The 23,601-nt window shown below is 47.3% G+C and carries 24 protein-coding genes; 8 read left to right on the top strand and 16 right to left on the bottom strand.

The features are described from left to right. Positions 1 to 11 precede the first annotated feature (11 nt). Positions 12 to 1,159 (bottom strand): IS3 family transposase gene (locus OGX89_RS00595; protein ID WP_155959297.1). Its coding sequence is split into 2 segments (ribosomal slippage): positions 12 to 922 and positions 922 to 1,159, totalling 1,149 coding nucleotides; the frame shifts between segments, so codons are not numbered across the junction. Between the two features lie 37 nt (positions 1,160 to 1,196). On the opposite strand from OGX89_RS00595, the gene OGX89_RS00590 reads away from it, so the two are divergent. Then, complete coding sequence (locus tag OGX89_RS00590; protein WP_126957645.1) at positions 1,197 to 1,871, top strand: hypothetical protein; 675 nt, start codon at positions 1,197 to 1,199, stop codon at positions 1,869 to 1,871. A 29-nt stretch (positions 1,872 to 1,900) separates the two neighbouring features. Here the strand turns inward: OGX89_RS00590 and OGX89_RS00585 are convergent, their stop codons facing one another. Beyond that, positions 1,901 to 2,047 (bottom strand): hypothetical protein, encoded by a 147-nt coding sequence (locus OGX89_RS00585; protein ID WP_185879300.1) that lies wholly within the window; start codon positions 2,045 to 2,047, stop codon positions 1,901 to 1,903. Between the two features lie 94 nt (positions 2,048 to 2,141). Here OGX89_RS00585 and OGX89_RS00580 point away from each other — a divergent pair, with 94 nt between their 5' ends. Continuing rightward, positions 2,142 to 2,690: a hypothetical protein gene (locus tag OGX89_RS00580; RefSeq protein ID WP_126957643.1), complete on the top strand. Its 549-nt coding sequence runs from the start codon at positions 2,142 to 2,144 to the stop codon at positions 2,688 to 2,690. A gap of 41 nt (positions 2,691 to 2,731) precedes the next feature. On the opposite strand, the gene OGX89_RS00575 is transcribed toward OGX89_RS00580, so the two are convergent. The 6 genes from OGX89_RS00575 to ogt form a co-directional block, all read right to left on the bottom strand. Continuing rightward, positions 2,732 to 2,989 (bottom strand): hypothetical protein, encoded by a 258-nt coding sequence (locus OGX89_RS00575; RefSeq protein WP_126957641.1) that lies wholly within the window; start codon positions 2,987 to 2,989, stop codon positions 2,732 to 2,734. Continuing rightward, complete coding sequence (locus OGX89_RS00570) at positions 2,986 to 3,450, bottom strand: hypothetical protein (protein ID WP_126957639.1); 465 nt, start codon at positions 3,448 to 3,450, stop codon at positions 2,986 to 2,988. Before OGX89_RS00570 ends, OGX89_RS00575 begins: the two co-directional genes overlap by 4 nt. A gap of 2 nt (positions 3,451 to 3,452) precedes the next feature. Beyond that, the gene (locus tag OGX89_RS00565; RefSeq protein WP_126957637.1) at positions 3,453 to 3,758 is read right to left on the bottom strand and encodes a hypothetical protein; all 306 of its coding nucleotides are present in this window, start codon (positions 3,756 to 3,758) and stop codon (positions 3,453 to 3,455) included. A gap of 123 nt (positions 3,759 to 3,881) precedes the next feature. Then, on the bottom strand, positions 3,882 to 4,994 hold the full coding sequence (locus OGX89_RS00560) for a tyrosine-type recombinase/integrase (RefSeq protein ID WP_126957635.1): 1,113 nt from the start codon (positions 4,992 to 4,994) through the stop codon (positions 3,882 to 3,884). A gap of 241 nt (positions 4,995 to 5,235) precedes the next feature. Beyond that, positions 5,236 to 5,988 carry a fumarate/nitrate reduction transcriptional regulator Fnr gene (fnr, locus tag OGX89_RS00555; protein WP_003020397.1) on the bottom strand — a complete coding sequence of 251 codons (753 nt, stop codon included), beginning with the start codon at positions 5,986 to 5,988 and terminating at the stop codon, positions 5,236 to 5,238. Between the two features lie 194 nt (positions 5,989 to 6,182). Continuing rightward, positions 6,183 to 6,698, bottom strand: a complete 516-nt coding sequence (gene ogt, locus OGX89_RS00550) for a methylated-DNA--[protein]-cysteine S-methyltransferase (protein ID WP_003833227.1) — start codon at positions 6,696 to 6,698, stop codon at positions 6,183 to 6,185. A gap of 225 nt (positions 6,699 to 6,923) precedes the next feature. On the opposite strand from ogt, the gene smrA reads away from it, so the two are divergent. Next, entirely contained in the window at positions 6,924 to 7,487 is a 564-nt protein-coding gene (gene smrA, locus OGX89_RS00545) for a DNA endonuclease SmrA (protein ID WP_003833225.1), read from the top strand. 12 nt (positions 7,488 to 7,499) lie between these two features. On the opposite strand, the gene OGX89_RS00540 is transcribed toward smrA, so the two are convergent. Together OGX89_RS00540 and OGX89_RS00535 are read right to left on the bottom strand one after the other, a co-directional pair. Further along, on the bottom strand, positions 7,500 to 8,732 hold the full coding sequence (locus tag OGX89_RS00540; protein WP_003833223.1) for a GGDEF domain-containing protein: 1,233 nt from the start codon (positions 8,730 to 8,732) through the stop codon (positions 7,500 to 7,502). A gap of 67 nt (positions 8,733 to 8,799) precedes the next feature. Further along, on the bottom strand, positions 8,800 to 10,914 hold the full coding sequence (locus tag OGX89_RS00535; RefSeq protein WP_126957649.1) for a putative bifunctional diguanylate cyclase/phosphodiesterase: 2,115 nt from the start codon (positions 10,912 to 10,914) through the stop codon (positions 8,800 to 8,802). A gap of 411 nt (positions 10,915 to 11,325) precedes the next feature. Between OGX89_RS00535 and OGX89_RS00530 the strand changes: the two genes are divergently transcribed. The 4 genes from OGX89_RS00530 (at position 11,326) to dbpA (ending at position 15,418) form a co-directional block, all read left to right on the top strand. After that, entirely contained in the window at positions 11,326 to 12,435 is a 1,110-nt protein-coding gene (locus OGX89_RS00530) for a methyl-accepting chemotaxis protein (RefSeq protein WP_003833217.1), read from the top strand. 154 nt (positions 12,436 to 12,589) lie between these two features. Then, entirely contained in the window at positions 12,590 to 13,573 is a 984-nt protein-coding gene (gene zntB, locus OGX89_RS00525; protein WP_003833215.1) for a zinc transporter ZntB, read from the top strand. 275 nt (positions 13,574 to 13,848) lie between these two features. Next, a complete protein-coding gene (ynaL, locus tag OGX89_RS00520; protein ID WP_003833213.1) occupies positions 13,849 to 14,016 on the top strand; it encodes a proline-rich small protein YnaL in 168 nt (55 codons plus the stop codon). A gap of 28 nt (positions 14,017 to 14,044) precedes the next feature. Then, entirely contained in the window at positions 14,045 to 15,418 is a 1,374-nt protein-coding gene (dbpA, locus tag OGX89_RS00515; RefSeq protein ID WP_063940801.1) for an ATP-dependent RNA helicase DbpA, read from the top strand. A gap of 78 nt (positions 15,419 to 15,496) precedes the next feature. Here dbpA and ttcA read toward each other — a convergent pair whose 3' ends face one another. The 5 genes from ttcA to nifJ all read right to left on the bottom strand — a co-directional run bounded on the left by ttcA (position 15,497) and on the right by nifJ (position 22,535). Continuing rightward, positions 15,497 to 16,432: a tRNA 2-thiocytidine(32) synthetase TtcA gene (gene ttcA, locus OGX89_RS00510; protein ID WP_003833209.1), complete on the bottom strand. Its 936-nt coding sequence runs from the start codon at positions 16,430 to 16,432 to the stop codon at positions 15,497 to 15,499. 197 nt (positions 16,433 to 16,629) lie between these two features. Further along, positions 16,630 to 17,064 carry a universal stress protein UspF gene (uspF, locus tag OGX89_RS00505; RefSeq protein ID WP_003833207.1) on the bottom strand — a complete coding sequence of 145 codons (435 nt, stop codon included), beginning with the start codon at positions 17,062 to 17,064 and terminating at the stop codon, positions 16,630 to 16,632. A gap of 81 nt (positions 17,065 to 17,145) precedes the next feature. Next, positions 17,146 to 17,358 carry a KTSC domain-containing protein gene (locus OGX89_RS00500; protein ID WP_123267264.1) on the bottom strand — a complete coding sequence of 71 codons (213 nt, stop codon included), beginning with the start codon at positions 17,356 to 17,358 and terminating at the stop codon, positions 17,146 to 17,148. Positions 17,359 to 17,503: 145 nt separating this feature from the next. Further along, entirely contained in the window at positions 17,504 to 18,643 is a 1,140-nt protein-coding gene (gene ompC, locus OGX89_RS00495; RefSeq protein ID WP_126957633.1) for a porin OmpC, read from the bottom strand. Between the two features lie 367 nt (positions 18,644 to 19,010). Continuing rightward, positions 19,011 to 22,535 (bottom strand): pyruvate:ferredoxin (flavodoxin) oxidoreductase, encoded by a 3,525-nt coding sequence (gene nifJ / locus OGX89_RS00490; protein ID WP_279893097.1) that lies wholly within the window; start codon positions 22,533 to 22,535, stop codon positions 19,011 to 19,013. A 274-nt stretch (positions 22,536 to 22,809) separates the two neighbouring features. Here nifJ and OGX89_RS00485 point away from each other — a divergent pair, with 274 nt between their 5' ends. Continuing rightward, positions 22,810 to 23,076, top strand: coding sequence for a putative hemolysin (locus OGX89_RS00485; RefSeq protein ID WP_003833199.1), 267 nt, complete (start codon positions 22,810 to 22,812; stop codon positions 23,074 to 23,076). A gap of 13 nt (positions 23,077 to 23,089) precedes the next feature. On the opposite strand, the gene hslJ is transcribed toward OGX89_RS00485, so the two are convergent. Continuing rightward, complete coding sequence (hslJ, locus tag OGX89_RS00480) at positions 23,090 to 23,509, bottom strand: heat shock protein HslJ (protein WP_003833197.1); 420 nt, start codon at positions 23,507 to 23,509, stop codon at positions 23,090 to 23,092. Positions 23,510 to 23,601: the final 92 nt, after the last annotated feature.

The following is a 23,601-nucleotide window of genomic DNA, read 5'->3' as shown; positions in this document are numbered from 1 at the left end:
CCACGGATAATCTAGACACTTCCGAGCCGTTGATAATACTGGTTTTCATATTCTGTCGGTGACATCTGATTGCTCGAACCATGCCGACGCTTACTGTTATAAAACATTTCGATGTAATCAAAAATATCGCTGCGGGCTTCTTCCCGCGTTCCGTAGATCTTTTTCTTTATCCGTTCGCGTTTCAGCAACTGGAAAAAGCTTTCTGCAACCGCATTATCGTGACAGTTACCGCGACGGCTCATGCTCCCCTCCAGGCCGTGTGATTTCAGGAACGACTGCCACTCATGGCTTGTGTACTGACTGCCCTGGTCCGAATGAACCAGCACCTGTTTTTGGGGATTACGCCGCCATACAGCCATCAGCAGTGCGTTCAGGACAATGTCCTTTGTCATCCGGGATTGCATTGACCAGCCGATAATTTTGCGTGAGAACAGATCAACAACCACAGCAAGATACAGCCAGCCTTCGTGGGTCCTGATGTAGGTTATGTCCGTTACCCAACGCTTATCCGGAGCATCCGGATTGAACTGTCGCTGGAGCCTGTTGGGCGATACGATACTGGCCTCGCCTTTGCGTGCCCGCGGGCTCCGGTACCCGACCTGAGCCTTTATCCCGGCACGATTCATCAGTCGCCAGACTCTGTTCACTCCGCACTGTTGACCGCTATCCCGCAAGTCCAGATGGATCTTGCGATAACCATAAACGCAACCGGACTCCAGCCAGAACTGTTTGATCTGTCCCGTCAGTCTCAGATCTACCTGGTGGCGCTGAGAATACGGTTGTTTAAACCAGGCGTAAAAGCCACTGGGATGAACATCCAGCACCCTGCAGAGCAGACGAACAGGCCAGCAACGGGAGTTGTCACGAATAAAGGCGTACCTCAGTCGGACAGCTTTGCGAAGTACGCCGCGGCTTTTTTTAATATGTCCCGTTCGTCAGTAACCCGCTTCAACTCCTTCTGGAGTCGGCGGATCTCGGCCTGAGCATCTGACTGTTCTTTATTAGTGGATGAGTCCGGACCGTACTTCTTTATCCAGGCGTAAAGGCTGTGGGTGGTGATATCGAGACGTGTTGCAACGCTGGAAACAGAATGACCGCGATCAATAACCTGTTTGACTGCTTCAATTTTAAACTCTTCGGGATAACGTTTACCGCTCATGGGCACCTCTCTTTAAGTCATCTTAAATGACTCCGAGGTGTCTGTTAAACCCGTGGCGATTCAATCATTTGATGATAGTTACATTGGCAAGTTAGGTGAATATCTTGGAATCAAGGCAATGGATCAGGCTGGTAAGAATGCCAGTGCAGCTAATAAAGTATTAACTAATCTTGGTGAACACATCGCTGATAAAATCACTATTCCTGATTCAATTGGCTGGCAATCAATGGTTCCTGTTATTGAAGATCTACGTAATGGACAATGGGAAAAGGCTAATGTAGGTATCAAAGATCTACGTAATGAAATGACTCAACAGAAAGCATATGATGAATTTGATATGTCCAAACAAGAGTTTGAAAATTATCATAAGACACTTGATGATTTGAATACAATGCGTAAATACATGGCCAATTCTCCAAAAAATAAAACAAGTCAACTTGCTTATAACATCGTTGGTAAATTGATATCTCACTTTGGATTGTTCCACCTTACAGGTGGGTTAGGGGTGGTGACTGCACCAATGGCTAAGATGATTGTTAGCAAATTAGTTAAAGGACAAACTGATTTAGGATTACAAGAACTCTCTCAGGCTCTACGTGGTAATTATTCAATGCCTTCAACGATGAAATTACTTGAAGTAAGTCAGAAGGGTTTAAAAGGTTCTATTCCATTTACTAAAACCACTGAATCAATCAGGAATAACCAAGAGTAAAATTAGCCCCCAATTAAGGGGGCTGATTCTTATTCATTCCATTTATCGTAATCATCTAATTCTGGACGATCTGCATACTCAGCACTTTCATCATGATCGTAACCTGAATCATCAGTATCATAATCATAACCAACATCATCTTCTTCTTGCTTTGAGAAATCTAACATGTCAGACATAATAATCTTTCAATATAAACTTTGAATATCAGTTTCAAAGATCTGTATAATGGCTTAAATCATATTAATCTTTTCTCTTTGCTAAGGTCAATCAATGAACAAGGGACAGCGTGAAAAGCCTGATGGCGTTGTAGATGGCAGTAAGCCAACTAAGTCACCCATCATCAAATTTTTTAAAATAGTAGGCATAATAGCTATCGTTATTGTTCTATTGATAGGTATAAGCATTGCTTATGTTCTCTACTCTGATAAAAAGGCTGAGCAAGAAAGGTTTGATAAAACTCAGGCAAAAGCAGAGACATGGGTTTCTAATAGGAAACCAAATCTAGTATTAATTAGAAATGATTTCGGAAAAACAGAGAAGATATCTATCTGGTTTGTCAATGATACTGATAGACATGTTCTTGTTAAAGACGACAAACAATTTTATGAAATGGAGTATCAGGCAAATCTTAACAAAGCTTATGGACTTGGTAGCATACTTGATTTATATGGTAAAGGAGGTTCCTTTATTGGTAAGGATGGAAAAACTTACAGTGATTGCAAGGTAACATCTGTGATGTTTAATTCTACTCTTTATGACACCGTACAAAGTCAGGTTATGGAACCTTGGAATCTTCCTTGGAATACCTGCAATTTATAACTCATGATAAATTAAAAGCCCCCAAGAGAGGGGGCTAGTTATTATCTAATTCTATTTACATCAACTGATGAATCATCATCTATATTATATATTTGATCTTCTTTGTCATTAATAACCACATCCTCACCTACTAACCAAGTAGCAAGCTCAAATTGATCTACGGCATTAACAGACCAAATTGAACCATCATCGAGCTTAATTATTGATTGGTCTTCTGACATTCCAGCAATAGAGGCTTTCTCGGCAGAGATTGCATTGAAAGACAAAGCAAAACCTAATATCAATATTATTTTTTTCATTTTACTTCCTTCTCATCTGAGTTTTTTGACGCATTAGCTATTGTTTCACAACCTTGACGGCTATATTTATCCATATGCCAAGTTAACTTACGAGTTACATAATGCAATTGTGTTTCTGGTCCTGGATAGTCAGGTAGTATACTCACAAAAGATATAGAGCTAGCATATGATGTGGCAATATCGGATACTGTAACAGCACCTAAATTTTTCTCTGAATAATAGATATTCATTTGCTCTGTTGCATAGTTTATATAGTGATCTATCTGTTGGAATTTTGGTTTTGCATTGATACTTATTTGATCCTCTGACTGGTTATTTAAACGCGCCATTGCCATTTCAGCACCGTTAATCTCATTTAGAGTAGCAGCGCAAAAAAATGATTTTTGAGCATTTGAATAGTTATTATCAGAAGCATTGACTGCTCCAGATATCAGAAATAATGCTAAAGCTGTATTTTTCATGGTTACCCTTTGAAACCTTTATTACGTGCGTAGGCCATAAAGTCTTTAAAATTCCCGTTAAAATTTTTCTGAATATACAGATCCATTTCCTGAAGTATTGAAGATTGTTTGCTAAGTTTGAGTTTTTTAGCCTCAATGTTCAATATTTGAATTAATGACTGACTAGCCTCAGTTTCCTTGTTAAAGTCTAAAGCATATTTTAGACACTCTAGGTAATAAAACATACGACAGCGTTTAATGGTTTGAATATATGAAAATAAAAAGCATGTAACAATAAATATCATTACACCAAAAATAGCACCTATCATCTATAAGCCCTTAACATATTTAACAATTAACAATATTTTTATTATCAATATTATAGAAAGAATTAATCACTGACTGAATGATTTGATATCATTATATTGTGTTTATGAATCGTGTGGCTATAGTTATTGGTTCATTAAATCAGCAATGAAGTTAGATTCAGTGTGGAAGTAACGAGACAACATTTTTAAATCTTTGTGTCCTGTTATACGTGATAACAAGATAACATTCATTCCTGGCTTTTTACCGTATCGTGAACAGGCGCTATGTCTCAGACTATGAAATACAGCACCTTCAATACCACAAGCTTTACAGGCATGTTTAAAACGTTGTGGAACAGTATTGTAGCTAATGGTAAAGAACAATTGTTCATCTTTCATTGCAGTCTCACCAGTACAAATAAGACGTTTCAATAAATCAATTGCATTGTTTGACAGTGGAACTTTACGAGTTTCACCATTTTTACAAACCTCAGCAGGGAGGTTAATTTCTCTCGCATCAAAATCAATCCAGCCAGGGACAAGAGAAAGGATCTCACCACGTCGCATAGCTGTTTCCCATCCCAAAATTATCATAGGTTCCAGCCAACACATATGGATATGACACCATTCACATAACTTTTTATATTCTTCCTCTGTCAGAACTCGATCACGACCTTTGCCATTCTCTGGAAGCAAATCACCCTTAATTTGTACTTGTGCCTTAATCCCTTTTTCCTCAACAGCCCATCTAAGAACACGGCGTAAGATCTCTAATTCTTTTCGGATAGTAGCGGGAGCGATAGGTTTACGTGAACGTAGGGCAAGATCTCCACGGCGTGTGATCGTGTATTCTTGAATATCCTTTTTAGTAAGTGTATCTATACCTTTGTTGCCAAGCTTTTGTGAAAGGGTACTCATACGTTGCACAACAGTTGCATATCCCTTTTTCTTTATCCCCCCTTTAAATTGAGTGTCTCGTAAGTATTCATCAACGATGTTAGCGATGCTGTACGCGCTTTCTGTAGAAGAAGCAGGGGTATTAGACGCTAGATTTTGCGTAGCTGCATCTGTGCTTTGTGAATCATCTATTTCTCCATGATTCAATTTTGCATCTTGCAGAGCTGCCCATTCTTGGGCTTCTTGTGATGTGGGGAATGTTTTGCTGTAAGGCTTATCGACACCTTTACCACGTACCTGAACTTGATAGGAAGTAATGCCTTTAGGGGATGTTCTTTCTTTGGTGGTGATACTAGCCATAATCTCTAACTCCAATTTCACAGATTTGTGTATGTGAATTGTTGTGAGTTAGGAAAACCTATGTCTATTTAGATACTTATACGATTTCTCGCTAAGTCTCCTTACAACTGTCATCGCAGTTTGTAACTAAAAGAGTAACCCAATAATGAAGATTGAAACAGGGAATAACCTCCTGCCAGATCAATAAATCGGGAAAATTTAGCGATTTGACAGAAGGATAACTGAGAGGCTTGCGGAAAGATTACGCAACGTTACGCGTGTGGCCGGCAAGAACTGCCAGCGCGTCGCTGTTCTCAATAGTGATATATTTGCCTTTCACCGCCAGCATGCCGCTTTTCTGGAAACGACCCAGCAGGCGGCTGATGGTTTCAACCGTCAGACCGAGGTAGTTACCGATGTCGCCACGGGTCATGGTTAGGCGGAATTCACGAGGCGAGAACCCACGCTGGGCGAAGCGACGAGACAGATTGTAGATAAAGGCCGCCAGGCGCTCTTCAGCGTTTTTCTTCGACAGCAACAGGATCATATCCTGATCGCCTTTGATTTCGCCACTCATCAGACGCATCATCTGCTGACGCAGGTTCGGCATCTTACCGGACAGGTCATCAAGGGTTTCGAAAGGAATTTCGCATACCATTGAGGTTTCCAACGCCTGAGCAAAGCTCGGGTGATGGCCGCTGCCAATGGCGTCAAAACCTACCAGGTCACCCGCCAGATGGAAACCGGTAATTTGCTCATCGCCTTGTTCGGTAATGGTATAGCTTTTTATCGTTCCGGAGCGGATAGCGTAGAGTGATTTAAGCTCATCACCTGCTTTAAAGAGCGTCTGCCCTTTTTGGATAGGCTTTTTGCGCTCGATGATGTTATCGAGCTGGTCAAGCTCATGCTCGTTAAGTGTGAACGGGATGCAAAGCTGGCTGATGCTGCAATCCTGGCAATGGATAGCACAACCGCCAGACTGAATGCGCCGTATAATTCGCTTTTCCGGGATCATAGGTCTGCTCAAGCCGTAATTGATATTTGTCAATTTTAACATCTTTTTGGTGAGCACGTAAGCCTGAGCTACTCCCAATAGAGAATAATTCAGGCATAACTGGAGCGAATGTTTGTATCTGCTTGATTAACCACACTTAATTTGGGGTCGCATTATGCGGAAGTGTGATGAATAAGGCATTAATTGCCTGGAATCTAGAGTAGCAAATAACCTTCGTGGCGCAATAACCACTCTTTTCGTTGTACGCCGCCGGCATATCCGGTCATGGTGCCGTTACGTCCAATGACGCGATGACAGGGAACCACAATGCTTACTGGATTGGAGCCATTAGCTGCACCGACGGCTCTTGCAGCGCCGGGGCGTCCCAACTGTTCGGCCAACTGACCATAATGCATGACCTGCCCGCAGGGGATAGTGCGTAATGCTTGCCAAACTTCACGCTGGAAAGGCGTCCCAGCGGTTGCCGTTTCCAGCGAGTCAATGATGCTGAGGTTTCCGGCAAAATACTCAGAGAGTTTGTCGCTTAATCCACCTGGATTGTTGGCGGTAATGCGCTGATAACCTTCTGTACGGTAATGAATATCAAGCAATTGTTCCATGCGATCGCTGTGCTGATCCCATTCCACTGCGCGCAGGCGAAATTGCTCATCACAAATAACCCACAGCGGGCCCAGCGGCGTGTCTATGGTGTCTTCCAGTAAGTTAAGCATCCGTTTCTCTCATTACAGCATTCAAGCGAGGCTACACATTATCACGCCTGTGACCGTCGCAGCTATACCCCTAAAAACGGATATCAACTTGCCGTGAGTAGATCGGTTCAGCGCGGTGGATCCGGCTAATTATTGGAAATAACCGTAAACCGTTACCGGTATAGTTGTCGGTATAATAGTGCGCGGTTATGATAATGCTCGTCGCAATATGCTGGAGGATGAAACATGAACCTTGATGATGCATCGCTGTTTCTTGACGCAATGGGGGATGTTCAACCGCTGAAAAACCATGCCGATGTGCACTGGCAGCCCATGCGCAATCTTCGCACTCCGGCGCGTGTCGATACGCTTCAACTGGATAATTTTCTCTCGACGGGATTTCTCGATATTGTCCCGTTGAATGTGCCGCTCGAGTTTCGTCGCGAAGGTTTACAGAACGGCGTGACCGACAAGCTGCGAAACGGAAAATACCCGCAGCAGGCGAGTCTCAATCTTATTCGCCAACCTGTTGAAACATGTCGCCAGATGCTCTTTAGCTTTATTCTGCAGGCGCAGCAGGAAGGGTTGCGTAACGTGTTGGTGATACACGGCAAGGGACGTGACGATAACTCCCATGCCAATATTGTTCGCAGCTACGTGGCGCGCTGGTTGACGGAATTTGACGATGTGCAAGCATACTGCGCCGCACTGCCGCATCACGGCGGCAGCGGGGCATGTTATGTGGCATTGCGTAAAACCGCACAGGCAAAACAAGACAACTGGGAGCGTCACGCTAAACGTAGTCGCTGAACGACGTAAACATCAGGCGGCCAGCACTCTGTTCCTGCCTTCGTTCTTGGCTTTGTACAACGCGTCGTCAACGCGTTTGAATAACTCATCGATGCTTTCATTTGTTTCGTGCCGAGCTACGCCAATGCTGACGGTAAAGCGGGGAAGGCCAGGGAGAGTCACTTTGGCCACCGTCGCCCGTATCACTTCTGCGAGATTGAGGGCAGTGTCCAACGAGGTTCGCGGCAGCAGCAGCACAAATTCTTCACCTCCCCAGCGAAAAATCAGATCGTCCTTTCTCGCACAGGATTCCAGTGTGCGTGCCAGAGCGCAAAGTACCTCATCACCTTTTAAATGACCAAAAAGATCGTTAATGCTTTTAAAGCGATCGGTGTCGATCAACAGCAGGCTGTAATCCTGTGTCAGTGACATCGCGTGGGTCTGTTCCGGCTCGGTTACCTGATAAAAATGTCGGCGGTTAAGCAATCCCGTTAAGGCGTCACGCAGGGCCGCACGCTCAAGCTCCTGTTCCAGCCGCTTTTGCTCGGTAATATCATGAATAATGCACAACATGAGCTTATTACCGTAGATTTCAATTGGACCGGCGTAGGTTTGTACGTGACGGGAGGTGCCGTCTGCCAGTTTATGTACAAAATGCAAAGGCTTATGGCCACCGGGAAGATGGGCGATTTCATGCATCACCGGGAGTATATGACGGCCCAGCGTATTGATTTCCCATGTATGTTTCTGGCACATCGTATCATGGCTATAGCCATAAAAATTTAGCGCGCTGAGATTTGCATCGACGATCAGCCCATCACGGGACGGATCGATAAGCAACATTGGTGCCGAGTTGGTCTGGAAAAAACGCGCGTAAAATCCCTGTTTTTTTCGCTGATAATTCGCTGAACGGCTCGCTTTCAGACCTTGCGAAGTCGGTGTTTCAATGCCTTCGAAAAGAATGACGTCACCTGATTCCGGCAGAGAGCGGATGGACAGGCGACATGCCATTGCGACGGCCTCACCTTCGCGGCAAACCGTAAGGATTTCCACAATGTCGTGATGATTTCTCAAATCGCTGAGATACATGGTTAAATCATTCTGGGCATGAGTTGAAAATATACCCTTGCGGAGTAGAGAAAAGCAGGGGGCCTGCATCAGTTCCCGCGCAACGGTATTTGCGAACACCAGTTCTTCGGTATGCGGCGAAACAATCCACACCGGCAGGGTTAATAAATCCAGTGAATGCAGCTCGGTTGTGCTCATCGATAATCCCGTTATCTTTATCTGCTGTGTTGCCCGTTTAATGGCATCTGTTTTTTATATTACAGTCTCATAATGTTATCGATTGTTGAGGAGATAAAGACTGTACGATTCGCTGCTGCTTAATGTTGCTTTCCGTTGGAGTCAATTCATGGATCTGATGCGCAGGCAACGGTTTTGCAAACAAGAAACCTTGCAGCACGCCACATCCCATCTGGGTCAGGAGTATTTCCTGCTCCTGGGTCTCTATTCCTTCAGCCACCACTTGCATATTCATGGAGTGGGCTATGTCAATAATAGTAGACACAATCTTTGTATTTTTGCTGTTCTCGTTGATATCTTTAACAAATACTCTGTCAATTTTTAATTCCCGTGCCGGAAGAGACTTTAACATCAATATATTTGAATAACCGGTACCGAAATCATCAATAGAAACGGTGATCCCTAAAGCTGAAAATGCATTCAAGACTTCAGCGCTACGTTTTAAATTTTTAAGCGCTGTACTTTCAGTCAGTTCCAGCGTGAGATATGCAGGTGATAGTTGATATTGTGCAAGGGCGCTGCAAACCACATCAACGATATCATGTTGTTCAAACTGGGAAGGGGAAAGATTAACGGCGAGGGTCCATTCCGCATAGCCCTGTAACTTCCATTGATGTAACTGCTGGCATGCCTGCTGGATAACCCATTTCCCGACCGGAATGATAAGACCTGTTTCTTCCAGCGCAGGCAGAAACTCTGCGGGTAACAGCATGCCGCGTTCCGGGTGATGCCAGCGTAATAACGCTTCAAAACCGGTCAGGGAATGATCTCCGGCGGTGTATTTGGGTTGGTACCAAAGCTCAAATTGATCGTGTTCCAGTGCTTGTGACAGTTCCTGTAAAAATGTCGGCGGTGTATCGGCGATAGCTTCCATTTCCGGGCTATAAATAGCCCAACCGTTTCTGCCTGCCTGTTTGACATGATACATCGCCATATCAGCCTTTACTTTTAACTCATGCAATGTGGAACCATGTTCAGGATAAATACTGCTTCCCGCACTTAACGAAACCCGAATGGTGTACCCAAACAGCGTGAAAGGATCGCCAATCGCAGCCGCAATCCGGGTCAGCAGAGCGGTGATAGTCTCTTTATTACAGTCAGGAACCAGAAGAATAAACTCATCTCCCCCCAGCCTCGCCAGCGTCATGGTGTCATCAAGGCAGCTGTAGATTCGCTGCGTACTGGCGATCAGCAACTGATCGCCGATGTGATGTCCCCAGGTATCGTTAACGACTTTGAAGCGATCGAGGTCGATGAATACCAGAGCAAATTGATGCTGATGCAGTTTGGAATGTTGTAGACAGGCCTGCAAGCAGGCATCTATATGTGTGCGATTGGCAAGTCCGGTCAGTGCGTCGAAGTGGACCTGATGCTCAAGCTGGCAGTTAAGTTGATGTAAGTTGTCTGCCAGCCGGGAGGTACGCAGTTGCGAATCCACCATCGACACCACCAGCATGATACCCAAAATAACCAGCGTGACGGCGCAGACCCAGACAGAGAGTTCCAGTGTGCTGAGCCCATTGTGTACAGTGTGTCCAAAATGGGTGAATGTTGCCGCTCCCATCCCGGTGTAATGCATAGAGGCAATCGCCAGCGCCATAATAAGGGCGGCGACAAGCCGATTGAACAGGGCTCGACGGGTATTTTGGCGCAAATGAAACGCCAGCCACAAACCCACACCAGATGCAACGATGGCAATCATCACTGAGAGCAGTATCAGCGAATGACTCCATAGGATGGCAACATGCTCAATGATGGCATACATGCCAACGTAGTGCATGGTGACGACACCTGCGCTTAATATTCCTGTGGCTACGACTAATCGTTTTGTTGAAAGCGTATTACCGGAAATGGCGATATTAATGGCGAGAGTTGCAGAAATGAGCGCAATAAAGAAAGAAAATGCCGTGAGCGAAAAATGGTAATTGATCGGCATACTCATTTTCATGGCCAGCATACCGATAAAATGCATTGACCAAATACCCATCCCTAGCGTAGCCCCGCCAGACAGGCGCCAGAAGGTTGATTCACGTCGATTGGAGATTGCCACTTTGCCCGCACTATCGAGAGCAATAAAAGAGGCAATAAACGCGACAACAAAGGAAATCCCAATCAATACAGGGTCCCACGACACGTTCAACATCATACTACCTATCGAAAAAAAGCCGTGGTAATAAATCTAGCAGGTTTTGTCCAGTTAACATGATAAAACCGGGAATGTTCTTATGTTTTTACACTGGTATTAGAGGAAACAGGAAGATAGTGAAAATAACGAGCCATTACTTATATAAACATTCACCAAATTTATAGTTCTGTGTGTTTTATGCTCTCCATGTGCTTGTCATCACAATAACCTGATGACTGGCGCCATCACAGCCATTTGATGGAATAAAACACTGAACTAACAGGAATACAAGGTGTGATTTCTTGCCTTAAGTAAAAGGATTGCAGGCTCTCATTGAAAGTTCAGCTTTCGTCGCAGAGCAATGGCATTCTGCATTGCAGGTGCTATAAAAAATAATATCTACATAATTTCTTAGTGCACAGGACTAAAATGTTAAATGATATTAGCGTCAGAACCTTTATTATTTTATTTCTGCTTATTTCGGCAGTCGCTCTAAATATTGTTGAGATAATTTTCTCGGCCACGCCGGAAATTATAATTGGTACAAATGTAGTAAGCCTTATTTCTGTATTTTGCTTATGGTGGTATATGACGAAATACCTGGTCATGCCGATCAATACGGTAAAAAGGAGCATTGAGGAAGTGACGTCTGGGAATCTGGCGATCAGTATTCCAGAGTTTGGTAATAATTGTGCGGGTAGACTAATACCGGGCATCAATAGTTTATCGAGTAATATTTCAACACTCGTTAATGAGATCAGAACATCCTCACAAACGGCGATGGCGCTCTCTGAACAGCTTGCGGAACGCAGCGCCGAGCTTTCAGTGAAAACGGAACAACAATCTGGAGCATTGATGCAGACGGCTGCTAATATGGATGAAATAGCCGTTAATACGCGAAATAATGCTGACAACACGCAAATCGCCAGCGTCCAGGCAACAGTTGCCACGCAATGCGCCATTCAGGGTGGCGAATTAATGGTGCAGGTTGCGACAAATATGCGTTCAATCACCGAATGTGCACAGCAGATGACGGAAATTATTACGCTAATTGATGGTATCGCATTCCAGACAAATATTCTGGCATTGAATGCTGCAGTGGAAGCGGCGAGGGCCGGTGAACATGGCAAAGGTTTTTCCGTGGTGGCCGGTGAGGTCAGAATGCTTGCACACCGTAGCGCGGATGCTGCTAAGAATATTAAGCAGCTGATTGCGCAAACCCATCAAAATGTTCAGCAAGGTGCAGCTATTGTGCGTGAAGCAGAAAAAAATATGCATGATATTGTCGGTGGTGCCGGTCAATTAAACCAACTGATGGGCGAGATATTAACCACTACACAGGAGCAGGAGAAAGGAATTATCAGAATTTCTCATGCACTGGCCGAACTGGAGAATGTAACCCAAAGTAATGCCATTATGGTTGATGAGCTTTCTGATTCCTCGGGTATCCTGAAAAACCAGGTGATTGATCTCCAGTCGCGAACACATAAATTTCGCTTAAGTAACTCTCTTGAGTCAGCGAGATGGCAGCGGGCTTAACCGGGTATTTCGAAGCAAGCGTCGCATTCGTCGGCGCTTTTTGTATTATCAGATATTTTTATGAATCATTTCAGCACAATGGGACAATGAGATATTGCTTAACATATTCTGACAGCTAGACTAACGAAAAAGGCTGAATGTTTGTGGAGGCGCTGTGGAAGCCATTAAGGGAACGGATGTTAATGTGCCGGATGCCGTGTTTGCCTGGCTGCTGGATGGTCGAGGTGGAGTAAAACCGCTGAGCGATAATGATGTAATTGATAGTCAGCATCCCTGCTGGCTACACCTTAATTACACTCATCCTGAAAGTGCCCAATGGTTGGCGACAACACCTCTTCTTCCCAACAATGTGCGTGATGCGCTGGCAGGCGAAAGTACACGCCCACGCGTCAGTAGAGTCGGGGAAGGTACGCTGATTACACTGCGCTGCATTAACGGCAGCACCGACGAGCGTCCTGACCAACTTGTGGCGATGCGCTTATATATGGATGAACGTCTGATTGTCTCAACCCGCCAGCGCAAAGTGTTGGCACTGGATGATGTGGTCAGCGATCTCCAGGAAGGGACAGGACCGGCTGATTGTGGCAGTTGGCTGGTGGATGTTTGTGATGCGCTCACCGACCATGCCAGCGAATTTATCGAACAACTGCACGACAAAATTATCGATCTGGAAGATAACTTGCTCGATCAACAAATTCCCCCACGCGGCTTCCTGGCATTGCTGCGCAAACAGTTGATTGTAATGCGACGTTATATGGCTCCTCAGAGAGATGTTTATGCGCGTCTGGCGAGTGAACGTTTACCCTGGATGACCGACGACCATCGGAGACGGATGCAGGATATCGCTGACAGGCTGGGGAGAGGGCTGGATGAAATAGACGCCTGTATTGCCCGGACCGGTATTATGGCGGATGAAATTGCGCAAGTGATGCAGGAGTCTCTGGCTCGCCGAACGTATACAATGTCATTGATGGCAATGGTTTTTCTTCCCAGCACATTTTTAACTGGGCTTTTCGGCGTCAACCTCGGCGGTATCCCCGGCGGTGGTTGGCAGTTTGGTTTCTCACTCTTTTGTATTCTGTTAGTGGTCCTGATTGGTGGTGTTACTTTATGGTTGCATCGTAGTAAATGGTTGTAACAACAACGTTTTTTAGTGGCTTTTGCGCATGAAAACGTCCTGATTTTTGAGCGAAGTCAATAAACCATCTACCTATTCGGGGCAATATCTCTCTCGCAGGTGAATGCAACGTCAAGCGATGGGCGTTGCGCTCCATATTGTCTTACTTCCTTTTTTGAATTACTGCATAGCACAATTGATTCGTACGACGCCGACTTAGATTAGTCGGCTTTTTTTTGCCTGCAGGAAATCAGCGTCTACCCTAAAAGAGTCAACCTGAATGACTGGAGGGGTATATGACCTGTCTGATTGCAACGTCGCACACTGATTCGCTACCGACCGATCCGGTTCCCATTCCCGATCCCATACCTCGTCCGCAGCCGATGCCGGATCCGCCGCCGGATGAAGAACCGATTAAATTGTCGCATCACGGGCACAGATCTGCGAGGATACGCGCCTGCTGAATGTGAGTTTTTACCGCGAGATTAAATTGTGACCGCTTTTTCAACCCTGAATGTTTTACCTGCTGCTCAACTCGAGAATCTTAACGAGCTGGGCTATCTTGAAATGACGCCTGTTCAGGCTGCTGCGTTACCGGCAATCCTGGCGGGTAAAGATGTTCGCGTGCAGGCTAAAACCGGCAGTGGCAAAACGGCTGCTTTTGGTCTTGGGCTATTACAGCATATTGATGCCGCGCTGTTTCAGACGCAGTCTCTGGTGCTGTGCCCAACGCGCGAGCTTGCCGACCAGGTGGCGGGTGAACTGCGTCGTTTAGCGCGCTTCCTGCCAAACACCAAGATCTTAACGCTGTGCGGTGGGCAACCTTTTGGCGCACAGCGTGACTCCCTGCAACATGCACCACATATTATTGTTGCCACACCGGGTCGTTTACTTGACCACCTGCAAAAAGGCACCGTTTCTCTGGATGCCCTGAATACGCTGGTTATGGATGAAGCCGACCGCATGCTGGATATGGGCTTTAGCGATGCGATTGATGATGTCATTCGCTTTGCGCCTGCGTCACGTCAGACTTTGCTGTTTTCCGCAACCTGGCCGGAAGCCATTGCCGCTATCAGTGGCCGGGTACAGCAAAATCCATTAACGATTGAAATTGATACGGTCGATGCGTTACCGGCGATTGAACAGCAGTTTTTCGAAACCTCCAGCCACGGAAAAATTCCACTGCTGCAAAAGCTACTCAGCCAGCATCAACCCGCATCGTGCGTGGTTTTTTGTAACACCAAAAAAGATTGTCAGGCCGTTTGCGATGCACTGAATGCGGCAGGGCAAAGCGCACTGTCATTACATGGCGACCTGGAACAGCGCGATCGCGATCAGACGCTGGTTCGTTTTGCCAACGGTAGCGCGCGCGTGCTGGTCGCAACCGATGTGGCCGCACGTGGCCTGGATATCAAATCACTTGAGCTGGTAGTTAACTTCGAACTGGCGTGGGATCCGGAAGTACATGTCCATCGTATCGGACGTACCGCGCGTGCCGGCAACAGCGGTCTGGCGATTAGCTTCTGTGCGCCGGAAGAAGCGCAGCGTGCCAATATTCTTTCTGAAATGCTGCAACTGAAGCTGAACTGGCTAACTGCGCCAGCTAATGGCTCAGTCCTGCCGCTGGAAGCAGAGATGGCGACGTTATGCATTGATGGCGGTAAAAAAGCGAAAATGCGTCCTGGCGATGTTCTGGGGGCTCTGACCGGCGACATTGGCCTGGATGGCGCCGATATCGGCAAAATTGCCGTTCACCCGGCACACGTTTATGTCGCCGTTCGCCAGACTGTAGCGCACAAGGCGTGGAAACAATTACAAAACGGTAAGATTAAAGGCAAGACTTGCCGGGTTAGGTTATTGAAATAACTGCCCGTTGGGGCGCCTGATGGCGCTCCGCTTATCAGGCCTACAGGCGCTTATGCACGTTGTAGGCCTGACAGACGCTTACTTCACTTCCACCACGTTCAGGCGTAATTCATCCAGTTGAGCATCATCTTCTTCTGGCTGCCAGCCCGCAGGTTGCAGCGGGATCTCTTCACGATCGAACGCTAAATCACCGCCGTCCACAACCTCTGAACCGTGCTTAATGCCTTTAAAATCGAACAGATTGATATCGCTCAGATGTGAAGGTACAACGTTCTGCATTGCGCTGAACATGGTTTCAATGCGGCCTGGATAGCGTTTGTCCCAGTCACGCAGCATGTCAGCAATGACCTGGCGCTGTAGGTTAGGCTGTGAGCCGCACAGGTTGCACGGAATAATTGGGAAACCTTTCGCTTCGGAGAAACGCTCGATATCTTTCTCACGGCAGTAAGCCAGTGGGCGGATCACGATATGCTTACCGTCATCACTCATCAGCTTCGGTGGCATGCCTTTCATTTTCCCGCCGTAGAACATGTTTAAAAACAGCGTTTGCAGAATGTCGTCGCGATGGTGGCCGAGCGCAATCTTGGTGGCTCCTAATTCGGTTGCCGTACGGTACAGAATGCCGCGACGCAGGCGAGAACAGAGTGAGCATGTCGTTTTGCCTTCAGGGATTTTATCTTTGACGATCCCGTAAGTGTTTTCTTCGACAATCTTGTACTCAACGCCCAGCTGTTCCAGATACTCCGGCAGAATGTGCTCCGGGAAGCCGGGTTGTTTCTGATCGAGGTTAACCGCAACTAAGGAAAAACTGATCGGGGCGCTTTGCTGCAAATTACGCAGGATCTCCAGCATGGTATAGCTGTCTTTCCCGCCGGAAAGGCACACCATAATGCGATCGCCGTCTTCGATCATATTGAAGTCGGCAATGGCTTCGCCGACGTTACGACGCAGACGTTTTTGCAATTTGTTCAGGTTGTATTGTTCTTTCTTACTAATATCTTGATTTTGCGACATTTAATAGAGGCTCAATTCATAGTGTGGCATCAGAAGAGTATGCATCACGCCGGATCGTCCGGCAAAAGAAGTCTGATATAAAAACTGTGGCGTGTATGGTACGGATAAGCGGGAAAAATGTCAGCACATTTAGGACAGGAATCAAGGGTAAAAGAGGTAGAAACAAAAAGCCCGCAACGATGTGCGGGCCAGACAGCTTAGCGGACTACCAGTACCGAACACTCCGCATGACGCACCACGGCTGCAGCGTTAGAGCCCAGCAGGTAGGTGGTGATGTCAGGTCGGTGTGAGGCAATAATGACCATATCGGCCGGTAATTTTTTTGCGATCTCCAGAATCTTGTCTTTCGGCGCACCTTCTGCGACATGAACGTGCACTCTGTCCGTTGGGATATTGAACTTCTTGATAATCTCTTCCAGTTGAGATTTTGCTTCGGCTTTCAGATCGTCCATGGCCGGTAACTCTGCCGAGTAGGCCAGTCCCAGAGAAGCGTAATAAGGCAAGGACGGAATGACGGTTAAAAAATGAACCTGCGCATCGTCAATCTTTGCTTCTGCTTCAACATGGGCAATAACGCGTTGAGTTAATTCTGAGTCTGAAATATCGATGGGTACAAGAATCGTTCTGTTCATAAAACCTCCTGTTTAAGTATCCAAGTAAAGCTTACCGCGTAATGGCACTTTATGTACAATGACAACGATCACATTTTGGCATCACTTTATTTTGATTTCAGGAAATTTGCCTTTTATTACCCCATCGTAAAATCGGCCTTTAGAGACCACGATCAGGAAATCACGAAAAATACGGGCAGGGACCTGCTGATATTGCAGCGTAGCCAATTGGTGAAAGCGAATTTCTAGCGTACGGGAGGATTCGTCATAGCCGACGGATGCAATACGGGATGATTTTACAGGATGATGATTCATTGCAGGTATCCTCTACTACAGGTCTTAATGCAAGATATCATCTATCAGAGAAGTGTTTTAACGCAATAGATATAATGTTTTGATCTGGATAAAACAGAATTATTAGAACGTAAAGAGAGCCCGCCGTTGCCAGCGGGCTGACGGATTAGAACTGGTAAACCATACCCAGTGCTACAGTGTCATCGGTAGAGATGTCATTGTGATCTTTATTGTAGAAACTATCATCTTCATCTAGCAGGTTGATTTTGTAATCAACGTAGGTGGAGAAGTTTTTGTTGAAGTAATAAGTGGCACCTACGGAGGCATATTTAACCAGATCCTTGTCGCCGTCTGATCCGTTTACACCCAGATCTTTACCTTTAGACATCAGGAAAGAAACTTCCGGACGCAGACCGAAGTCAAATTGGTACTGTGCAGTTACTTCAAAGTTCTGGGTTTTGTTGGCAATAGTATTGTCGTGACCATCTGAACCGCCATACGGGGTCATATTGCGGGTTTCAGAGTACATGGTTGCCAGGTAGATATTGTTCGCGTCGTATTTCAGACCAGCAGTCCATGCGTCAGCTTTATCACCACCTGCGGTAGAATGGTTCACTTGTTGATTGGTACGGTCAGAAGATGTATATGCTGCACCGAAGCTTACGCCCATACCCAGATCGTAGGTAGAGGAGATACCGAAGCCGTCACCGTTAGAGTTCTTCATGTTACGATCGTCGCCACCGTTATTGGTGCCTTCTTGCTCTGGTGACTGATTTTCGTTCGCACCCTGGTACTGCAGTGCAACGTTCAGACCGTCAACCAGACCAAAGAAGTCGGTGTTACGGTAGGTTGCAACACCGTTTGCACGACCGGTCATGAAGTTGTCAGCTTTGGTGTAAGAGTCGCCACCGAATTCTGGCAGCATATCGGTCCAGCCTTCAACGTCGTACATTACGCCGTAGTTACGGCCATAGTCGAATGAACCGTAGTCGCCGACTTTAATACCTGCGAATGCCAGACGAGTCCAGGAGTCGCCTTTATCACCTTCGGTACCGTTGGCCTGAACCTGATATTCCCACTGGCCATAACCGGTGATCATATCGTTAACCTGTGTTTCGCCTTTGAAGCCCATACGCATATAAGTCTGATCGCCATCGCTGTTAGCGTCGTCAGAGAAATAATGCAAACCGTCTACTTTACCGTAGAGATCTAATTTGTTGCCGTCTTTATTATAAACTTCAGCAGCGTGAGCAGCGCCTGCAGCCAGCAGGGCAGGAATTACGAGCGCCAGTACTTTTCTGTTCATTGAAATAATCCTTTAGTTTTTTTATTAACCTGTGACTACCCATGTAGGGAGTAAAAGCATGCTAAAGGAGAAGTTCCGTAAAGAGATAAATATGAATTGTTACGCCTTAAGTAAAACCTTAAACAAATAATTCTACGGAAATAGTGATAGTCGACATGAATGAGTTGATGAAAATATATATAAAATAAAAATTATACAATTGAATTTTGTTGGGCTATTCTGCGCGTGTTATATGCCTTTATTGTCACTTTTTATTTTTCGTTGGTATATTGATGGCAATTATTAATTAGCCAGCGAATAAATTGACAAGCCCGAACAACTGTTCGGGCTTTTTTTTTGGTTCCGGGCTAATACTGAGAAAAACGTATTATTCGGTACCGCTCTTTTCCGCTTTGCCTGCCAGTTGGGCCAGGAAGTCGTAGCGTTTTTGTAGATCAGCTGCGGCGTCTTTCCACAGCTGTTCTGCAACTTCTGGCTGTTGGGCATTCAGGCGGCGGAAGCGCTGCTCGTTAAGCAATGTTTCAGCCAGCGCGTCTGACGGTGGGCGAGAGTCCAGTGCCAGCGGCAGTTTACCTTCGTCTGCTCGGCGTGGGTCAAAGCGGTATAGCGGCCAGAATCCGGTCGCCGTCAGCTGACGCATCTGATCGTGGCTTAGCGCGAGGTCATAACCATGTTCTTCGCAAGGACTATAGGCGATAATCAGCGACGGACCCGGATAGGCTTCCGCTTCCTGGATAGCTTTCACCGTCTGGTTCAACTGGGCGCCCAGGGAAATCTGCGCCACATACACATGTCCGTACATCATCATGCTAACGCCAAGATCTTTGCGAGCCTTGCGCTTGCCATGCTCCCCAAACTTGGTAACCGCCCCGAGCGGCGTGGCTTTCGACGCTTGTCCGCCCGTGTTGGAGTAACACTGGGTATCCAGTACCAGAATATTGACGTTCTCGGTGAGACTCAGGACGTGATCCAACCCGCCAAAACCAATATCGTAAGCCCAGCCGTCGCCGCCAATCAGCCAGATGGACTTCTCAACCAGCGCATCAGCATCGGTTAACAGTTGCTGTGCACCTTCGACATCTTTCAGATGCTGGCGCAGCGCTGCAACTTGTTCACGGCGTACTTCTGGCGTCGCTTCAGCATGCAGGGCGTCATTCAGTTCAGCCGGAATATTATCCGCAAACTGCTCCAGCAAACGCATGACGCGCACACGGTGTTGATCCACCGTCAGACGGAAGCCCAGACCAAACTCGGCGTTATCTTCGAACAGAGAGTTTGCCCATGCAGGTCCACGACCATTGGCATCGGTCGTATACGGTGTTGAGGGGAGGTTACCACCATAAATCGATGAACAGCCAGTCGCGTTGGCGATCAGCATGCGGTCACCGTACAGCTGCGTAAGCAGTTTGATATACGGCGTTTCACCACAACCAGAACAGGCGCCGGAATATTCAAACAGCGGAGTGATTAACTGCGAGGTACGGATATCAATGCGTTCAAGCTTGCTGCGGTCGATCTCCGGCAGATTGAGGAAGAAGTCATAGTTAACTTTTTCCTCTTCAACATGCTCAAGGCGCGACATCATATTGATGGCCTTGATTTCCGGGTTTTGGCGATCTTTCGCCGGGCAAACTTCGACGCATAGATTACACCCGGTGCAATCCTCTGGTGCAACCTGCAGGACATACTTCTGACCGCGCATATCGCGAGATTTCACATCCAAAGAATGCAGGCTGGCAGGAGCGTTTTCCATCGCTTCAGGTGAAACCACTTTGGCGCGGATTGCCGAGTGCGGGCAAGCGGCAACGCAGTGGTTACACTGAGTACACAGCTCTTCCTTCCAGATGGGGATCTCTTCGGCGATATTACGCTTTTCCCAACGCGTGGTGCCCATTGGCCAGGTGCCGTCTGGCGGCAGCGCGGATACGGGAAGGGCATCACCCAGACCGGCGAGCATTGCCGCGGTGACTGTTTTCACGAAATCAGGTGCGGCATCAGAAACCACCGGAGGGCGGTTTGCGCTGTGCGGATCAACTGGCTGGAGTGTTACTTCGGCGACGGATTCGCGCGCCAGGGCCAGAGCCTGCCAGTTACGTTCAACCAGGTCCTGTCCTTTACTGCTGTAACTTTTCGCAATCGCCCCCTGCAATTCAGCCAACGCGCTGTCGCCGGGTAAGATTTGCGTCAAATGGAAGAATGCCATTTGCATCACGGTGTTAATACGCGCTGCCAGACCGCATTCGCGGGCGATTTTGGCCGCATTAATCACGTAGAAACGGGCTTTCTTCTGATTTAGTACCGCCTGAACTTCCTGCGGCAAACGCGCCCAGACTTCATCCACACTGTACGGGGTATTGAGCAGGAAGATACCGCCTGGTTTCAGGCGCTCGACCATCTGATACTTATCGATAAATTGCAGCTGGTGACAGCCAACGAAATCGGCTTGCGATACCAGATACGCTGATCGAATAGGCTGCTCGCTGACGCGCAGGTGAGAAACCGTCAGACCGCCTGCTTTTTTCGAGTCGTAGACGAAATAACCCTGCGCATACCATGGCGTCGAGTTACCAATAATCTTGATATTGTTTTTGGTGGCGGACACGCTACCGTCGCTGCCTAACCCATAAAACAGCGCTTCGAGCTTAGCCGTACCGGGCAGGGTGTTTTCTGGTAACGGTAGCGACAAGTTGGTGACATCATCATAGATACCGACAGTAAAGCGAGGTTTCGGCTTCGCGCTGCTCAGCTCATTAAAGACCGCCATCACGCAGTCTGGACCAAACTCTTTGGAAGAAAGGCCATAACGTCCGCCAATCACGCGCGGTAGCGTTTCTCGCTCGCCGCAGTTAAAGGCTTCCGCCAGCGCGGTCATCACATCCAGATACAACGGTTCTGCCTGTGCGCCGGGCTCTTTGGTGCGATCCAGGACGGCGATGCTGCGTACGGTTTCCGGCAGCGCGCGCAGTAAATGTCTGGCAGAGAATGGACGGAACAGACGTACTTTCAGAACGCCGACTTTCTCGCCACGCGCCAGCAGATCTTCAACGACTTCTTCACAGGTTCCAATTGCCGAACCCATTAAGATAATGACGCGCTCAGCCTGAGGATGGCCGTAATATTCAAATGGCTGATACTGGCGACCTGTCGCTGCGGCGAAATCGTTCATCGCCTGTTCTACATGATCGTAAACCGCGTTGTACCACGGGTTTGTTGCCTCGCGTGACTGGAAATAGGTGTCCGGGTTCGCAGACGTACCGCGAATAACCGGATGCTCTGGATTAAGCGCCCGAGCGCGATGAGCATCGATTTCCGCCTGCGGCATCAGTCCAAGGATCGTGTCGTCGGCCAGTGGCACAATTTTATTGATTTCATGGGATGTACGGAAACCATCAAAGAAATGAATAAACGGAACCCGGCTTTTCAGGGTAGCTATTTGCGAAATCAGCGCAAAGTCCTGTGCCTCCTGAACGCTGCTGGCACACAGCATCGCACATCCTGTCTGGCGCACCGCCATCACGTCGGAATGATCGCCAAAAATCGATAATGCGTGAGTAGCAATTGTACGAGCCGCAACGTGCAGTACAAACGGGGTCAACTGACCGGCCAGTTTGTACAGCGTTGGGATCATCAGTAACAGGCCCTGCGATGAGGTAAACGACGTAGAGAGCGCACCGGTCTGCAACGCGCCATGAACGGTTGCGATCGCACCGCCTTCTGACTGCATTTCTACGACGCGAGGGGTATCCCCCCACACGTTCTTAAGCCCGTTCCCGGCCCAGGCATCCGCCTGTTCAGCCATCGTCGAACTGGGCGTAATCGGGTAGATGGCGATAACCTCGCTGGTACGAAATGCGACTGAAGCAACCGCACCATTACCGTCAATTGTGATCATACTGACACCCTTACATTGCGCAAAAAGAGGGACTCGCGTAACAGCGGCGAATCCTGTAGTTATCCTTCTATTTTAGCAAAAGCGCTAAAGACAGATTTTCGCTTTTGTGTCCCTGGAATAAACAGAATGAATGGTTTGATCAAAGGAGCAGGCAAAAAATTGCCAGAAAATGTAAACAGTGCGCATAAATGCGTATTTTGCCTCTCGACGGCGGTGTTTCCGCTGCCTATTATTTATGGCTGTGTCGTTTGGTTATTATTCAGAGGGGAGTAAGATGCGCGCAGCGTTTTGGGTAGGATGTGCCGCGTTATTATTATCGGCTTGTAGCAGCGAACCTGTTCAGCAGGCAACCGCCGCGCATGTCGCACCGGGCATGAAGGCAGCAATGTCCAGTTCTGGAGAAGCTAATTGCGCCATGATTGGCGGTTCGCTCTCTGTTGCTCGTCAACTGGATGGTTCAGCCATCGGGATGTGTGCGCTACCCAACGGCAAACGCTGTAGTGAGCAGTCGCTTGCCGCCGGAAGTTGTGGGAGCTACTAAGTCTCCGCGTTTCCTACATTAAATCCGCGAGTTTATACGTCAGCGTTTGTTCTGCTGTCGCCAGTGTTAACTGGTCAGCAGTTAGATCGACCTGTGCGCCTTGCTTAAACATTTCGCTGACGATCCCGTCGAGCGCGTTAAGCTGTGGATCGGCGCACATCATACGCGTCATCGCCATATCTTTTACCTTCAACTCACCGTCGGACAGCTTGCCCTGGCCGTGGAATTGATTACACATCTTGCCTGATACCGTCATGTTTTCGCCAAAACTTAACTCAGGTGGGTTGTTGGCGGTGGTGACGGCTTTACCATTCACGCTTTGCAAAACGAAGCGGTGATGCTGCAACTGTTCGCGATTGACGGAAACTTTTCCATTGCTCACACAGCCAGCCATCAGCATGCTGAGCGCAATCAACGTGACAACTTTCTTCATTAAATTTCTCTACGTTTGTGACGGGAATACATTCAATATAATAATGATACTGAATGTTTTATCATCGGTGATTGTCTGAAAATGCCCCCCTG

It is taken from the genome of Citrobacter sp. Cpo103, assembly GCF_030332605.1.
GTDB lineage: Bacteria > Pseudomonadota > Gammaproteobacteria > Enterobacterales > Enterobacteriaceae > Citrobacter > Citrobacter portucalensis.
The sequence above is the reverse complement of the archived record's forward strand: the minus strand, read 5'-3'. Positions and strand labels throughout refer to the sequence as shown.

Coding starts and splice junctions, on each gene's coding strand:
- OGX89_RS00560 (WP_126957635.1), bottom strand. CDS start 4,994: ATGGCTAGTATCACCACCAAAGAAAGAACATCCCCTAAAGGCATTACT.
- nifJ (WP_279893097.1), bottom strand. CDS start 22,535: ATGATCACAATTGACGGTAATGGTGCGGTTGCTTCAGTCGCATTTCGT.
- OGX89_RS00575 (WP_126957641.1), bottom strand. CDS start 2,989: ATGAAAAAAATAATATTGATATTAGGTTTTGCTTTGTCTTTCAATGCA.
- OGX89_RS00530 (WP_003833217.1), top strand. CDS start 11,326: ATGTTAAATGATATTAGCGTCAGAACCTTTATTATTTTATTTCTGCTT.
- ompC (WP_126957633.1), bottom strand. CDS start 18,643: ATGAACAGAAAAGTACTGGCGCTCGTAATTCCTGCCCTGCTGGCTGCA.
- hslJ (WP_003833197.1), bottom strand. CDS start 23,509: ATGAAGAAAGTTGTCACGTTGATTGCGCTCAGCATGCTGATGGCTGGC.
- OGX89_RS00485 (WP_003833199.1), top strand. CDS start 22,810: ATGCGCGCAGCGTTTTGGGTAGGATGTGCCGCGTTATTATTATCGGCT.
- smrA (WP_003833225.1), top strand. CDS start 6,924: ATGAACCTTGATGATGCATCGCTGTTTCTTGACGCAATGGGGGATGTT.
- OGX89_RS00580 (WP_126957643.1), top strand. CDS start 2,142: ATGAACAAGGGACAGCGTGAAAAGCCTGATGGCGTTGTAGATGGCAGT.
- OGX89_RS00570 (WP_126957639.1), bottom strand. CDS start 3,450: ATGAAAAATACAGCTTTAGCATTATTTCTGATATCTGGAGCAGTCAAT.
- ogt (WP_003833227.1), bottom strand. CDS start 6,698: ATGCTTAACTTACTGGAAGACACCATAGACACGCCGCTGGGCCCGCTG.
- OGX89_RS00535 (WP_126957649.1), bottom strand. CDS start 10,914: ATGTTGAACGTGTCGTGGGACCCTGTATTGATTGGGATTTCCTTTGTT.
- OGX89_RS00500 (WP_123267264.1), bottom strand. CDS start 17,358: ATGAATCATCATCCTGTAAAATCATCCCGTATTGCATCCGTCGGCTAT.
- fnr (WP_003020397.1), bottom strand. CDS start 5,988: ATGATCCCGGAAAAGCGAATTATACGGCGCATTCAGTCTGGCGGTTGT.
- uspF (WP_003833207.1), bottom strand. CDS start 17,064: ATGAACAGAACGATTCTTGTACCCATCGATATTTCAGACTCAGAATTA.
- OGX89_RS00585 (WP_185879300.1), bottom strand. CDS start 2,047: ATGTCTGACATGTTAGATTTCTCAAAGCAAGAAGAAGATGATGTTGGT.
- ttcA (WP_003833209.1), bottom strand. CDS start 16,432: ATGTCGCAAAATCAAGATATTAGTAAGAAAGAACAATACAACCTGAAC.
- OGX89_RS00565 (WP_126957637.1), bottom strand. CDS start 3,758: ATGATAGGTGCTATTTTTGGTGTAATGATATTTATTGTTACATGCTTT.
- ynaL (WP_003833213.1), top strand. CDS start 13,849: ATGACCTGTCTGATTGCAACGTCGCACACTGATTCGCTACCGACCGAT.
- OGX89_RS00540 (WP_003833223.1), bottom strand. CDS start 8,732: ATGAGCACAACCGAGCTGCATTCACTGGATTTATTAACCCTGCCGGTG.